15 protein-coding genes are annotated in these 14,686 nt (G+C 60.0%); 3 read left to right on the top strand and 12 right to left on the bottom strand.

The window, feature by feature from the left end; genetic code table 11:
- Positions 1-5: 5 nt before the first annotated feature.
- The 6 genes from AC1MDT_RS14095 to AC1MDT_RS14120 all read right to left on the bottom strand — a co-directional run bounded on the left by AC1MDT_RS14095 (position 6) and on the right by AC1MDT_RS14120 (position 4,822).
- The gene (locus tag AC1MDT_RS14095) at positions 6-1,415 is read right to left on the bottom strand and encodes a circularly permuted type 2 ATP-grasp protein (protein ID WP_480422598.1); all 1,410 of its coding nucleotides are present in this window, start codon (positions 1,413-1,415) and stop codon (positions 6-8) included.
- A gap of 467 nt (positions 1,416-1,882) precedes the next feature.
- Positions 1,883-2,224, bottom strand: a complete 342-nt coding sequence (locus tag AC1MDT_RS14100; RefSeq protein ID WP_414909543.1) for a ribonuclease E inhibitor RraB — start codon at positions 2,222-2,224, stop codon at positions 1,883-1,885.
- 213 nt (positions 2,225-2,437) lie between these two features.
- Complete coding sequence (locus AC1MDT_RS14105) at positions 2,438-2,671, bottom strand: hypothetical protein (RefSeq protein WP_201113511.1); 234 nt, start codon at positions 2,669-2,671, stop codon at positions 2,438-2,440.
- Between the two features lie 217 nt (positions 2,672-2,888).
- Positions 2,889-3,764, bottom strand: a complete 876-nt coding sequence (gene speE / locus AC1MDT_RS14110) for a polyamine aminopropyltransferase (RefSeq protein WP_480422600.1) — start codon at positions 3,762-3,764, stop codon at positions 2,889-2,891.
- A gap of 253 nt (positions 3,765-4,017) precedes the next feature.
- Entirely contained in the window at positions 4,018-4,209 is a 192-nt protein-coding gene (locus tag AC1MDT_RS14115; RefSeq protein WP_480422601.1) for a PLDc N-terminal domain-containing protein, read from the bottom strand.
- Between the two features lie 82 nt (positions 4,210-4,291).
- Positions 4,292-4,822, bottom strand: coding sequence for a hypothetical protein (locus AC1MDT_RS14120; protein WP_414909540.1), 531 nt, complete (start codon positions 4,820-4,822; stop codon positions 4,292-4,294).
- A gap of 178 nt (positions 4,823-5,000) precedes the next feature.
- Between AC1MDT_RS14120 and AC1MDT_RS14125 the strand changes: the two genes are divergently transcribed.
- Entirely contained in the window at positions 5,001-6,482 is a 1,482-nt protein-coding gene (locus AC1MDT_RS14125; protein ID WP_480422603.1) for a methyl-accepting chemotaxis protein, read from the top strand.
- Positions 6,483-6,712: 230 nt separating this feature from the next.
- Entirely contained in the window at positions 6,713-7,078 is a 366-nt protein-coding gene (locus AC1MDT_RS14130; protein ID WP_480422604.1) for a terminase, read from the top strand.
- Here the strand turns inward: AC1MDT_RS14130 and AC1MDT_RS14135 are convergent, their stop codons facing one another.
- The 3 genes from AC1MDT_RS14135 to AC1MDT_RS14145 form a co-directional block, all read right to left on the bottom strand.
- A complete protein-coding gene (locus AC1MDT_RS14135) occupies positions 7,079-7,876 on the bottom strand; it encodes an acyl-CoA thioesterase (RefSeq protein ID WP_480422606.1) in 798 nt (265 codons plus the stop codon).
- Between the two features lie 228 nt (positions 7,877-8,104).
- On the bottom strand, positions 8,105-8,872 hold the full coding sequence (locus AC1MDT_RS14140; protein ID WP_480422608.1) for a CHAD domain-containing protein: 768 nt from the start codon (positions 8,870-8,872) through the stop codon (positions 8,105-8,107).
- Positions 8,873-8,917: 45 nt separating this feature from the next.
- Entirely contained in the window at positions 8,918-9,196 is a 279-nt protein-coding gene (locus AC1MDT_RS14145; RefSeq protein WP_480422610.1) for a hypothetical protein, read from the bottom strand.
- A gap of 220 nt (positions 9,197-9,416) precedes the next feature.
- Here AC1MDT_RS14145 and AC1MDT_RS14150 point away from each other — a divergent pair, with 220 nt between their 5' ends.
- Positions 9,417-10,457, top strand: coding sequence for a patatin-like phospholipase family protein (locus AC1MDT_RS14150; RefSeq protein ID WP_480422611.1), 1,041 nt, complete (start codon positions 9,417-9,419; stop codon positions 10,455-10,457).
- Positions 10,458-10,585: 128 nt separating this feature from the next.
- Here AC1MDT_RS14150 and AC1MDT_RS14155 read toward each other — a convergent pair whose 3' ends face one another.
- The 3 genes from AC1MDT_RS14155 to kdpC all read right to left on the bottom strand — a co-directional run bounded on the left by AC1MDT_RS14155 (position 10,586) and on the right by kdpC (position 14,675).
- The gene (locus AC1MDT_RS14155; protein WP_480422613.1) at positions 10,586-11,284 is read right to left on the bottom strand and encodes a response regulator; all 699 of its coding nucleotides are present in this window, start codon (positions 11,282-11,284) and stop codon (positions 10,586-10,588) included.
- Positions 11,285-11,353: 69 nt separating this feature from the next.
- Positions 11,354-13,999: a DUF4118 domain-containing protein gene (locus AC1MDT_RS14160; protein WP_480422614.1), complete on the bottom strand. Its 2,646-nt coding sequence runs from the start codon at positions 13,997-13,999 to the stop codon at positions 11,354-11,356.
- 130 nt (positions 14,000-14,129) lie between these two features.
- Positions 14,130-14,675 carry a potassium-transporting ATPase subunit KdpC gene (kdpC, locus tag AC1MDT_RS14165; protein ID WP_480422616.1) on the bottom strand — a complete coding sequence of 182 codons (546 nt, stop codon included), beginning with the start codon at positions 14,673-14,675 and terminating at the stop codon, positions 14,130-14,132.
- Positions 14,676-14,686 lie beyond the last annotated feature (11 nt).

A 14,686-nucleotide genomic window follows, 5' to 3' on the forward strand; every position in this document is an offset into this window, starting at 1 on the left:
TTCCTTCAATCCTCGACCACCCAGGTGTCCTTGGTTCCGCCGCCCTGGGAGGAATTCACCACCAGAGAGCCTTGGCGCAGGGCAACACGGGTCAAGCCGCCGGGCACAACCCGGGTTTCGCGGCCAGACAAAACAAACGGACGCAGGTCGATGTGGCGTGGAGCGATGCCGTTTTCGACAAAGGTCGGACAGGTCGACAGGGACAACGTCGGTTGTGCGATGTACGCGTGGGGTTTGGCTTTGATGCGGGCGCGGAACGACTCGATTTCCGCCGCCGTCGCGGCCGGCCCGACCAGCATTCCGTACCCGCCGGAGCCTTGGGTTTCCTTGACCACCAGGTCTGGAAGATTGGCCAGTACGTGGGACAGTTCAGACGGGTTGCGACACTGAAACGTCGGCACGTTCTTCAGGATCGGTTCTTCATCCAGGTAGAAACGGATCATGTCCGTGACGAACGGGTACACCGACTTGTCGTCAGCGACCCCGGTACCGATGGCATTTGCCAACACCACGTTGCCGGAGCGATAGGACGACAACAGCCCTGGTACGCCAAGCATCGAGTCGGGATTGAACGCCAGCGGATCGAGGAAGGCATCGTCGAGGCGACGGTAGATCACATCGACGGCTTTCGGCCCGTCCGTGGTGCGCATGAACACCCTGTCGTCACGCACGAACAGGTCCGCACCCTCCACCAGTTCAACGCCCATTTCCCGGGCCAGAAACGCATGCTCGAAAAACGCGCTGTTGAAACGCCCAGGTGTCAGAACCACCACGCTCGGGTTATCGATCGGGCTGGAGCTTTTCAGCGTGTCGAGCAACAGGTTTGGATAGTGATCGATGGGCGCGATGCGCTGGGCCGCAAACAATTCGGGGAACAGTCGCATCATCATCTTGCGGTCTTCGAGCATGTAGCTCACGCCACTGGGTGTACGAAGATTGTCTTCAAGCACGTAGTACGTGCCGTCACCATCGCGCACCAAATCGACACCGGAGATGTGGGAATAGATATCCCGGTGCAAATCCAGCCCTTGCATCGCCAACTGGTACTGCTCGTTGGCCAGCACTTGTTCGGCCGGGATGATGCCGGCCTTGATGATGCGTTGCTCGTGATACAGATCGGCGAGGAACATATTCAACGCCTTGACCCGCTGGATGCAGCCACGTTCAACGATCCGCCATTCACTGACGGGGATGCTGCGCGGAATGGTGTCGAAGGGAATCAGGCGCTCTGTCCCTTGCTCATCACCGTAGAGCGTGAAGGTAATCCCGGCGCGATGAAATAACAGATCGGCCTCGCGTCGGCGTTGTGCCAACAGCTCGTCAGGCGTTTCGGCCAGCCAACGGGCAAACTCCCGATAATGCGGGCGGACCTGGCCGCCAGCATCGTACATCTCATCAAAATAGGTGCGGATCATGCCGTACTCCTTGTCACCCGGACATTCAGGCCTTCGCAAGGCCCGTGCCATCGGCAGAAACGCTTTGATATCAATCAGTTGGATTATCAAGCCGCTAGCACTGCACCAACCCTGTGCAGCAAACGCCCCAACCTGATCGCCCCCGCTTCATTGCAAGGCGAAGTTGTCGCCTATCAACAGCATAGTCAGAGTTGATTTCACTGCCCGGTTGTCGAGGCGGATAATCCGCACATCCGCTGTAATGGCTGACTGAACTTCCCTTTTAGCCGCCTGCCCAGGCGGCTTTTTTTTGTTTTCTGGAAATGTCATGAATCAAAAACAGGATCAAAAGATCGCAGCCTCGTTTCACTCGACAGCTCCTACGTTGGACTATGAAACGAGGCTGCGATCTTTTGCTTCAAACCGCAGAAACGAAAACGGCCAACCCTGAGGTCAGCCGTTGCTGAGTATTGTCGCTGTTCATAGTGTTATGCGAGTCGCCCTCGTACCTCCTGCTTGACGCCCCATCCTTCGATAATGCCGCCCAAAGGCTCAACCACGGCCTCGAAGCCCTGCTCAAAGTCACCGATGCCGTCATAGGTCGCGTACATCACTTTGCTCAGTTCCAGGTACCACGCACCGTCGTCGCGCACGCTGATTTGCGCATTCAAGGATTCACCACAGTAATGCCCTGCCGCCCTGCGTGCCCGCTCCTCGTCCGGGAAAATGGCGTAGAACTCGATGGGATGGAACCGTGAAAAGTCGAAACCGCCTTCTTTCATGCGGCGCAATACCGAGCTGCTGATGTCTTCTTGATAGGCTGTGCTCATGAAACGTCCTCCTCAAACTGATGGATAGACTTTCCGTACTCCCGGCGCCCGCAACCGAATGGTGAAGGCTATGCGACAAACACGTTGCCAATGGGAAACAAGCATGTAGCTGACAAGACCAGACCTTAGCGATCCGTTCGCTGATCTCGCTTGCAGAGTAGCCTCAAGTCAGAGGCGCTGCCAAGGTCTGGTTGAGAATGAGACAGGAGAAGTTCAGATTGGCGTGATGCCGAGGATTTGGATGCTGTTCTGGGCTTTAAGACTTTTGACGCTCGCATCCGCGGTTCGCCCTTCCAGATCATTCAGATCCAGTTCAGCGGCGACGGGAAGGAGCCGGGCCTTGATGAGTTTGGCGGCGTGCTCATTATCCGGGCACTCGTCGCACTCAAAGACCTCGTCGACTGTTTCACCGTGATCATCCACGAAAGTGATTTTCCACTTTTGCATCAGTGCCTCCTCGATCAAACCCGCAAATGGGCTTACATCTATCTGGACTTTTGCCCTGACTGATCGTTCAAACGGATTACAACACGCAGGCATGAAATAGACACAAAACCTGTGGGAGCGAGCCTGCTCGCGAAAGCGGTGTATCAGTCGATATCTCTATCAACTGGAGACCGCCTTCGCGAGCAGGCTCGCTCCTACAGGGAGGATGCGTAAATCTTTAGTCGTTGCTTGGCTTGTTCACGGCTTGCAAGACGTATTGCGGTAAGGCGAACGCACCGATGTGTATTTCCGGATTGTAGTAGCGGGTGATGATGCCGCTGCCGGTAAAGCGCTGTTGCAAGGTTTCACGGGACAATTTGCGATAGGCGGTATTGGTTGCGCCCCAGGCAAAGGTCATCGCACCACCGATGTAAGTCGGCACGGCGGCCTGATAGAAGTGCCAGTCCGGGAACAGGCTGCGCAGGCGGCCGGCGGTGGTTTTGACTTCTTCTATTTGCATGAACGGCGTGCCGTTCTGGGTCACCAGAATGCCGCCTTCGTTCAAGCAGCGACGGCAGGCCTGGTAGAAGTTCTCGGAGAACAGCACTTCGCCCGGACCGATCGGATCGGTGGAGTCGGAAATGATCACGTCGAATTTTTCAGTGGTGGTGGCGACGAAACGCATGCCGTCGTCGATCACCAGGTTCAGCCGTGGGTCTTCAAACGCGCCTTTGGAGTGGTTCGGCAGGAACTCCTTGCACATGTCGACCACGGTGCCGTCGATTTCGACCATGGTGATGTGCTCGATGCTGCGGTGCTTGGCCACTTCACGCAGCATGCCGCCGTCGCCGCCACCGATGATCAGCACGCGCTTGGCGGTGCCGTGCGCCAGGATCGGCACGTGGGTGAGCATTTCGTGGTAGATGAACTCGTCGGCTTCGGTGGTCTGGATCACACCGTCCAGTGCCATCACCCGGCCCATGCGCGGGTTTTCGAAGATCACCAGGTGCTGGTGTTCGGTGCGCACTTCGTGCAGCAGTTTTTCCATGCGAAAACGCTGGCCGTAGCCTTCGTAGAGGGTTTCCAGGTATTCGCTGTTGGGAGTGTTGCTCATGGGAAGTGCTCCGATGAATGCGGGTGGCAACGGACGGTTACCCGCCCATGATGGCCAATCGATCTGTTCGATTGACCGGGAAAGGCGCGCATTCTACGTCGCGGAAGATGACAGGTCGAACCTTCATCATTGAAGTACACACAGAACAATGTGGGAGCGAGCCTGCTCGCGATGACGGCGGCACATTCAGCATCAATGTGGCTGACAGTCCGCTATCGCGAGCAGGCTCGCTCCCACAGGGGGCAGTGCGTTTTCAGATTCTGACGTTGCCGCGAGGGCCGGCGATGGCCCAGATGATCAGGCCCAGGACCGGCAGCAACAGGATCAGCAGCATCCAGATGATTTTCATCCCGGTATCGGCGCCACTTTTCAGCACGTTGATGATTGCCCAGATGTCCAGGACAAGAATAATCAGGCCAACCAGGCCGTTGAACGTGGAACCCATGGTGACGCTCCCTAAGAATGGCATTCCCTCTTAGGATAGCCGGCCGTTGCGAGGGTTCCGTTTTATTAGCGTCCTTGAGGCTTCAGACGTGGATGGCCACTTTCAGGGCTTCCAGGGACGGCGCGGCAGCGATGCCGACTTCGGCGCACAATTGGAGCACGCGTGGCACGTCGTTGCCGTAGACCAGCACCACTTGCAGTTCATCGTCGAGCAACTGGCTGAAGTTCATCAGCACGTAGCCGCCGTTTTCCTTGTTCATGCTGCTCATCTGCACCTGAATGCGATTAAGCGCGGTCAGGGCTTCGGTCTTGGCCAGTTGTTTGGGCTTGATATTGAAGTCCACGCCGGGGCCGAACGAGGCGACGATCTGGGCAAACAGGTCCATGTAGGTGTCGGCCTGGAACAACACGGTTTCCGGCAGACTGCCGACGACCACCCACTCGCCCAGCGGCATCGGGAATGTGTCGTCGTAGTTGATGTCCGGATTGGCCGTCAGAAAAGCCCCTTGATCGGCGTAGGCCTGGGCCGCTTCGTCAGCGACTTTCAGGATTTCGTCCTCGCTCATGCACCCGGAGCTGATTTTGCTGATGAGTTCGACGAGTGCGGCTTTCATGGGGCGTAATCCTGTAGCGAGGGAATTTTGAAGGCGCGAAGGATAGCGCATTCCGCCCTGCAATTGCTGCGCGGGCGAGAGGCCGAGGACGTTGATCCACATCAAGAACCGAGGCGCTGAATAGCGGCACAATGCTGGCACCTTGCCAAAACTGTTTCCGCTATCAGAGAAGACCTCCATGGGTGCCTGGCTTAGCAACATCTCGCTGAAATACAAATTCTGGGCGGTCAACGCCGTCGCCTTCGTCACAACCCTGCTACTGGTGTTGTACGCCGTACAGCTCGAACAACAAGCCCGCAGCCACGCCTCCCAGGCGTCGGTCCAGGCTCAGGCGCGATTGCTCAGCGCCTGGCCCGCCGGACAACCGCTGCCAAAGGCCGATAACCTGCTGACGTTAAGTCGAGGGCAGGCACCGCTGCTGAACGGGCAGCCGGTATTGGAACTGACCGATACAAATGGCTGGGTCGATATCAACGTGATGCCGCTGTTCGGCGAAAATCCGTTGATGGGCGCTGAGGTGTTCACACGCGCCGACGGCCAACAGCTGGCGGTGATTGCCTATGGCCCAAGCCTGACCCAAGTGTTCGGCGAGCGTTTCGCCAACTACGCGGTGGCGGTATTTATTCTGATGCTGGCGATGCTGGGCGCTTCGCAACTGCTGATCCGCTTCCTGCTCAGCCAGCTCAACACTCTGAAAGACGTGATGCTGCACGTCGAGAAAACCGGTGACCTGTCGGCGCGTGTACCGCTGGCCTGCACGGACGAAGTCGGGCAGATGGCCAACGCATTCAACGCCATGCAGGCCGGTTATCAGCGGGTAGTCAACACCGTTGCCAGCACGGCACGGCAATTGGATGTCGGTGCCGCGCGGCTCGCCTCGAGCATGAACGAAGTGCGTCACGGCATGCTCGGCCAGCAAAGCGAAACCGATCAGGCCGCCACGGCGATCAACGAAATGACCGCGACTGTTTATCACATCGCCCAACACGCCGGAGCCACCCGCGACCTCTCGCAAACCGCCGATACCCTGGCCGGCAGCGGGCAGGCAGTGGTGAGTCGGGTGCAGCAGTCGATTGCCGGGTTATCCACAGGCGTTCAGCAGACCGCCGAGATGATTCAGCGGCTGGCCGAGGACAGTCAGAAGATCAACGGGGTGGTCAATGTGATTCACAGCATCGCTGAACAGACCAATCTGCTGGCCCTGAACGCTGCCATCGAGGCCGCCCGCGCGGGTGAAATGGGGCGTGGTTTTGCCGTCGTGGCCGATGAAGTACGCAACCTGGCCAAACGTGTGCAGACCTCCACGGACGAGATCACCCTGATGGTTTCCGCGTTGCAGGCCGGTACGCGCGATGCGGTGGACTTCATGCAGGAAAGCTCGTTCAAGGCTGACGATTGCGTACAGCAGGCACAAGAGGCCGGTGCAGCGTTGGCGGAAATCACCAGCGCGGTGGCGCAGATGCGCGAAAGCAACACGCAGATTGCGGTGGCGGCCGAGCAGCAGAGCCAGGTCGCGGAAGAGATGAATCGGGCGGTGGTGAGCATTCGCGACGTGACCGAGAACACTGTGCAGCAGACCGTGAATTCGGCGACCACCAGTAATGAATTGGCGGCGCTGGCGGGGGAATTGAGTAAGGCGATCGGGCAGTTGAAACTTTGAGGGCCCTTCGCGAGCAGGCTCGCTCCCACAGGTGATCTTCAGTGAACGTTGGTTTGGGGTACAACAGAAATCCACTGTGGGAGCGAGCCTGCTCGCGAAAGCGTCAGCGCGGCCAACATCAGTATTGACCATCAAGCCCTATCGACCCCATAGCCAACCTCGATTCGCCGCCCCCATCCGCCGGGCCTATTCTTCAATCATGTGTTCAACAGGGATCGAGGATTGGCATTATGGGCAAACGGCACCCCAACCTTCCCGCCTGGCAATGGCGGGCGTACCCGAACAATCACCAGCACCCGACCAATCTGGTGTTGCACCTGATTGCCGTGCCGCTGTTCATCGTGGCATTTCTGCTGCTTGTTTGCGGGGTGTTCAGCTTGAGCTTTGTGAACATCGCGATTGGCGTTATCGGCCTGTTGGCGGCTTTGGGCCTGCAACGCCACGGTCACAGCCTGGAGGCGCAAGTCGCCGAGCCCTTCAGCGATCGCAAAGACGCGGTGTCGCGCCTGCTGGTCGAGCAGTTTCTGACCTTTCCACGGTTTTTCCTGAGCGGCAGCTGGTGGCGCGCCTGGCGTGAGCGCCACCGTCGTCACTGATCAGGCGAAAATCGTCACCGTCTGCCGGCTCATGGCAATCAACTGACCTTGCGCACTCCACAGCTTGGCGGCCGCATGACCGTAGCCGTCGGCGGCATACTCGATTTCAACCAGGTATTTGCACCAGTCCAGCGTGCTCAATTCCAGCAACGGCTGGACGAACTCGATGGTCCAGGTCAGCGTGCTGCCCATCGCTGGCTGTTTCAGGTGCGGCAACAGGGCCGGTGGCCAGGCGTCCACCAGTGCCAGGATGTGTGATTCGCTGACCGCTTCTTCCTTCACATCCCCACGCAAGCGCACCCAGCCGCCCATCTCACGGGATTTGTTGCCCGTGAACGGCAGGCCACCGACGCTCCAGCGCATCGCCAGGTGCCGCATGAACTCCGGAGTCACGCCTTTGATGTAAGGCAGTTCCTGGCAGTCGTCCCAGTGCTTCATCTCGGGTGCCGGGAGCGCGCTCACCGCCACTTCGGACGGACGCGAGGCACCAAAACTGCCTTGAATCAACGTCACCACCTGGCCCTTCTGCATCGCGCGGCCCAGCACCTGGCTGACAGCCTTGCCTTCACGCAACACTTCGACTTCAAAGCTGACCGGCACTTCAGGCTCGACCGGGCCGACAAAGGTGATCGCCAGCGAGCGTACCGTACGATCCGCCGGGACGTTTGCGCGCATGGCTTCATATTGCAAGGCCGCCACCAGGCCACCGAAACTGGCGCGCCCCTGCGCCCATTCGGCCGGAATAGACAGCGCCTGCGGCTGGCTGCGGACGGCGTCGAGCAGATCGGAAAAACGCATGCAAACCTCAAAGGCAGGAAAAGGATGAACGGATCTTAACCAGCCTGTAATGACAGCACAGTGCCTGATTCGGCCAAATTGACTGACAGAAAGGCCGGATGCATACGCTCTATGTAGGAGCGAGCTTGCTCGCGAGGTTCGTCAACGATGACTCGGCAAGCCTGACACTCCCTCGTGTTCTCAGGTTCATCGCGAGCAAGCTCGCTCCTACAAAGGATCGCTAGGGTTTCAGGATTTGAAACAGGCGGCGCTGAGTTTGTCGAGAACCCGGTCGGCGCGGCCTTCGGCCTTGGTCATGGTGGTTTGCCAGACCGCGATACAGGGTTGCAAATCGGCTTCCTGCTCGGCCCTGGCCAGCCATTGCCAGCAATCGTGCCAATCGCCCAAAGCACCCTGGGCGGATTTGAGTCTGGGCATGGCTGGTTTCGGCAGCCGATCCAGTTCGGGATAGGCTTCGATGCCGTAGCGCACGCGCTTGATCAACAGGCGCAAGCGATGACGATCATGGGCCGGATCGTGCAAGGTCTGATCGAGTTTCTTCCATTGCTTGGCCAGGCGTTTTTCGATGCGACGACGCAATCCCTTAAGCAAGTTCTGACGCTGGGAGGCCCGCAAAAAACGCGGAAAGGCGTCGAGGATCATCAGCAACTGCGCAAGCTCGGGGCTCGCGGCCACGGCCGGATAAGCCTCGGCCATCTGCGCCATGCGCCGTTGCGCCGCCGCCGGTTGCTCGTGCTGGAGCAAGTACGCCGCCAGCACTTCGCGATCACGCAATGGCGTGGTCAGTTGGCCGACCCCGGACGCCGCTGCTTCCAGCTGTTCGACGCCAGGCAAGCCGCGCAAGGGTCGCAACAGGCTGCGCAAACGGCGAACCGTGGTGCGCAACTCGTGTAATGCTTCAGGGTCGGTGCGGGCACTCAACCGTGCCTGGCAGGCCAGCAAACGGACTTCAAGGCTCAGAACACGAGCCACTAATCGATCAACCAAGGCAGACATCGCTTGCTCCCTGAATCGAATTCCCTTGAGGCCTTACATCATGCCTCAACGGCCCGCGCGTGACTCACGAATGTAGAAACGTGCTTTTTCGGCCTTGCTGGTGCAGCCCTCGTAGGCTTCGAATTGCTGCTGGGTCTTGGCGCCCGTCAGCAGCGACAGGGCTTTGGAGTAACTGACTGTCCCGGCGAAGCCCTCGGCCTTGGCCAGGTCCAGCTCATGCCATGCGGCATCGATCTGGGTACCGCAGCTGTCGCGGTAAGCGGTTTTGCCGGCACAACCGGCGAGCGCCAAGGCCATCAAAGGCACACAGATCCAGGCTTTCATCAATAACACCTCAAGTCAGGTCAACAATAGTGCAGGTAAGACGATCTGGCGCGTGAAAAGTGCCTTTGATCGCCAGAGGAAACTATAGCGCCCACGAGAATAACCACGTGCAGCCATGGAATGTCGAAAAAACGACGTCCTGACCCACCGAACGACCTTAACGATTGAAGCACGCCCCTTGATGGGTGCATTGTTGAACCTTGTCAGACGAGGGCGATTCATGAAAAAGCGCGTCGCACTGGTGCTGGGCTCAGGTGGAGCCCGGGGCTATGCCCATATCGGTGTCATTGAAGAGATCGAACGACGGGGCTACGACATCGCCTGCATTGCCGGTTGTTCCATGGGCGCGGTGGTCGGCGGGATCTACGCCGCAGGCAAACTTAAAGAATATCGCGACTGGATCGAGAGCCTGGACTACCTCGACGTCTTGCGGCTGGTGGACGTCAGCTTTCGTCTGGGTGCGATTCGCGGCGAGAAAGTGTTCGGGCAGATCCGCAAGATCGTTGGCGAGATCAATATCGAAGACCTGCGCATTCCTTACACGGCGGTGGCCACTGACCTGACCAACCAACAGGAAATCTGGTTCCAGGAAGGTTGCCTGCACCAGGCCATGCGCGCCTCGGCGGCGATTCCCAGTCTGTTCACGCCGGTGATGCAGGGTAATCGCATGCTGGTGGACGGCGGTATTCTCAACCCGCTACCGATCGTGCCGGTGGTGTCGAGTCATTGCGACTTGATCATCGCGGTCAACCTAAACTCCACCAACCAGCGCCACTATAAACTGCCGGTGATCCAGCGCCCGGCGGCGTTCAAGAGTCGCTTCGACAACCTGATCAGCTCACTGGGCTCGAAATTGCCCTTCCGCCGCAAACAGGCAGAACAATTGCTGCTGCTGGAAAAGGAAGCGTTGATGGCAGAAGCGGCCGAGATAAATCCCTGGATCGAATCCGCCCAACCCGAAGCCCAGCAACCCGCGGCCGCCCCTGAACGCGACGGCGCGCCGAAGTCCGCCACGGGCTCGTTCATCATCGATAACGTCGGGCCCGCCTCTTTGCTGGACCTGATCAACCAGAGTTTCGAGGTGATGCAGACCTCACTGGCGCAGTACAAGATCGCCGGTTATCCGCCGGATGTTTTGATCAACGTACCAAAGCGGGTGTGCCGGTTTTTCGAGTTCTACAAGGCGCCGGAGCTGATCGCACTGGGGCGAGAGATTGCGCGCGATACCATGGACCGGTATGAGAATGAGCGGGAATCCTGAAGTGCTTGAGTGAATGATCGGGCCCCTTCGCGAGCAGGCTCGCTCCCACAATTGATCTTGGTGGATCACCTAAATCCACTGTGGGAGCGAGCCTGCTCGCGAAGGGGCCGGTTCATTCAACGCAAGAACTAAAGCCCCCCCTCACTCAACAACCGATACCCAACCCCAGCCTCGGTCACGATGAACCTTGGTTGAGTCGGATCATCCGCCAGTTTCTGCCGCAAATGCCCCACCACAATCCGCAAATAGTGGCTGTCTTCGGTATGGGTCGGCCCCCAAATATCCTTGAGCAATTGCTGCTGGGTAATGACTCGCCCCGGATGCCGTGCCAGTTGCGCCAGCACCGCGTATTCCTTGCGGGTCAACCCCACTTCAAGGCCGTCGAGCAGCACCCGGCGATACGCCAGGTCCACGGTCAACGGGCCGAACGTCAGCGCTGCTTGCTGAGCCTCGCCAACCGGGGCCTGACGTAGCAAGGCACGTACCCGGGCGAGGAATTCCTGGATGCCGAACGGTTTGGTCACGTAATCATTGGCGCCACCATCGAGCGCTTCGACTTTCTGCCCTTCACTGGCGCGCACCGACAGCACCAGCACCGGCACCGTCGACCATTCGCGAAACTCGCGCAGCACGTGTTGGCCGTCCATGTCCGGCAGGCCGAGGTCGAGCACCAGCAGGTCCGGTTTGTTCAGTGCAGCCTGCGCCAGGCCTTCGCTGCCGGTGCCAGCCTCCAGCACTTTGTAACCTTGGGAGACAAGGCTGATGCGCAGGAATTTGCGGATTTGTGGTTCGTCGTCAATGACTAAAATGGTCGCGGTCTGGCTCATGGTGTCTGATCGCTGCATGGGGGTTTGAGAAGGGTATCAGGCTTCACTTTCAGCGCTCGCCTTCAGCTTTCAAATTTCAAAGGCGGGCTGCTCCTGCAACGGCAAGTGCAGCGTGATGCACGTGCCGCGCCCTTCGATGCCGTCGGCAACGCTGATCCGCCCCCCATGAGCACCGACCATGCCCTGACAAATCGCCAACCCCAGCCCGGTGCCCTGCCCGCCACGATCACCCCGCGCGGCGGTGTAGAACATGTCGAAAATCTTTGCCCGCTCCTCCTCCGGAATCCCCGGTCCCTCGTCGCTCACCGAGAAAAACAGTCCGGTGTCATCGACCCCGGCGCACAGTTGTAAACGCCCGTGGGGCGGCGAAAACCGCGCGGCATTTTCCAGCACATTGACCAGCGCCTGTTCGATCAGCGCAGCGTGTACAAAGAGCAACGGCAATTCGGGCGGCACTGCGGTGCTCACCTGCAACGGCGCGAGCACCGCACGCAGGCGATTGAGCGAACTGCCGACGATATCGGCCGGCGACACCCAGTCCCGCGCCAGTTTCAGCGCACCGTGACCGAGGCGGGTCATGTCCAGCAGGTTTTGAATGTAGCGGTCGAGGCGCTCGGCTTCATCGCGAGTACCTTCGAGCAGCTCGCGGCGATCCTCCAGTGGGATCGCTTCGCCGAGGGCCAACAGACTGTCAATGCTGCCGCGCATCGAGGTCAGCGGCGTACGCAAATCGTGGGACACCGACGCCAGCAAGGCACTGCGCAGCTGCTCGGTTTCGCCGTGCAGTCGCGCTGCTTCGAGGTCCTCGGCCAGTTGCGCACGGGCCAGCGCTTGCGCCAGTGGCTGACTCAACGCTGTGAGTAAGCGCCGACGCTGCCCACTCAAGGTCTGGCCTTCTTTGGCACACACACCGAGCAACGCCAACGGCCCGTCTTCCACTGACAGCGGCCACCACCACCAACGCCCGAACGGCAGCGTGCCGGTGCCCGCGCCCGCGGGCTGATCGTGTTGCCAGGCCCAATCGGCGGCGGCGCGTTCGGCTTCGGTCAATTCCAGCGGGCCGCCGGTTTCGACTTTCCAGCCAGATGGTCCGTCGCGATTGAGCAGGCACAGTTGCAGATCGCTCCAGCCGTTCAAGTGTTGGGCGGCGGCGCTGACCACCGCCTGACGGTCGGTGGCGGCCGTGAGCTTGCGCGACAGGTCGAGCAGTTCGGTGGTCTCTTGCTGAGTGTCGCGCAACGCCTCTAATTGCCGCCGTTGACGTGCCGCGAGGTTACCGGTAAGCGCCGCCATCAGCAGGAAGAACAGCAAGGTCAGCACGTCTTCTTCGCGCTGGATGCGGAAGGAGAAATTCGGTGGAATGAACAGAAAGTCATAGGTTAAAAACGACAGCGCCGCACACACCAGCGACGGGCCGAGGCTACTGCGCACCGCCACCAGCAACACGGCGGCGAGGAACACCAGGGAAATGTTCGGTAGCGGCAAGACACTGGCCACGACCCAGGCCAACGCACTGGCCAACACCGTCGCCACAATGGCCAGGGCGTAGTCGAACCATACCAGCGAGTTCACCGAACGCTGACGCGGCGCAGACTGTTCGTGATCGCCGTCAAGGACGTTGATTTCCAGCCCGCGGGCATCGCGCAGCAAGCGCGACGCCAGTCCGCCGCCGAACAACCGCCGACGTAGACGCTGTCGCGACTGACCGACCAACACCAGGCTGGCGCGGCGCTCGGCGGCGTGTTGAATCAGGGTTTTCGCGACTTCACCCGCGCGCAGCAACACCACTTCGCCACCGAGGCGTTCCGCCAGTTGCTGGGCACTTTGCAGGCGCAGGCGGGACTGCTCGTCGCGCACGCTACCGTTGTCCACGTGCACCAGACTCCACGGCAAATGGCGGCGATGGGCGACACGACTGGCGTGACGCACCAGACGTTCGGCCTGAGCATCGCCATCGACCCCGACCAGCAAGCGACCACGCACCGTCGGTGCAGCCTGGCCGAGCTGGCGGTACCCTTGGGCCAGATCATTGTCGACCTGCGCAGCGGCCGTTTGCATCGCCAGTTCGCGTAGCGCGGTGAGGTTGGTCTGGGTGAAAAACGCGTCGATGGCCGCCCTCGCCTGCTCCGGCACATACACCTTACCGTCGCGCAGGCGCTCAAGCAGTTCACGCGGCGGCAGGTCGACCAGCAGCAGCTCGTAGGCTTCTTGCAGCACCCAGTCCGGCAGGGTTTCACGAACCAGTACGCCGGTAATCCCGCGCACTTTATCGTTGAGGCTTTCCAGGTGCTGGACGTTGACTGTGGTGAACACGTCGATGCCGGCAGCAAGCAATTCCTGGATGTCCTGCCAGCGTTTTAGGTGGCGGCTGCCAGGGGCATTGGTGTGGGCCAGTTCGTCCACCAGCACCAGTTTCGGTTTCGCCGCAAGCAAGCTGTCGAGGTCCATTTCTTCGAGCATCACGCCACGGTATTCCGAGCGCACCAACGGCTGTTGCGGCAAGCCGCCGAGCAGCGCCTCGGTTTCGGCGCGGCCATGGGTCTCGACCACGCCGGCGATGACTTTCACGCCCTGACGCAGTTGGGTGTGGGCCGCTTGCAGCATGGCGTAGGTCTTGCCGACACCGGGCGCGGCACCGAGAAAGACCTTGAGCCGGCCACGGCCATCGCGGGACAGGTCTGCTAACAGTGCGTCGGCGCGGCCGGAGTCGCTCATGCTTGAAGCTCTCTTTATTCAGTTGTTTATTCGGTGCCTGTGAGGCCGCTTTCGCGAGCAGGCTCGCTCCCACAATGGAATGCAATCTCCTGTGGGAGCGAGCCTGCTCGCGAATGGCGCCACCACCGATCTACAGGTTTTCCAGCGCGATATTCAACGCCAGTACATTGACCACCGGCGGCCCCACCAGCGGCTGCTCTGTGTGCGCAACAAGCAGTTGCTCAAGCGTAGACACCGGCAGATTACGCGCTTGCGCGACACGCGCCAGTTGATAGGCAATCGCGGCCGGTGGCAAGTGTGGATCGAGGCCGCTGCCGGAGGTGGTCAGCAACGCCAATGGCACGGGCCCCTGACCGGGAACCAGTAACTTGTTGGCGTCGTCGATCACCCGAGTGGCCAGGGCCGGGTTGCTCGGCGACAGGTTGCTGGCACTGCTCGATACGGTGGCGAAAGCACCGGCCGAGGGGCGTGGGTGAAACCAGGCGTCACCGACGAAATCCTGGGCAATCAACGACGAGCCACGCACCTTGCCATCGGCGTCGCGTACCAGGCTGCCGTTGGCTTGATCGGGGAAGGCGACCTGGGCGACGCCAGTGACGACCAATGGGTAGGCGACGCCGGTGATCAGGGTCATCAGGACCAGCAGGCTCAGGGCCGGACGTATCATTGTGGACATTTCAAAATCCT

The sequence above is a fragment of the Pseudomonas sp. ASL7 genome, assembly GCF_056680375.1.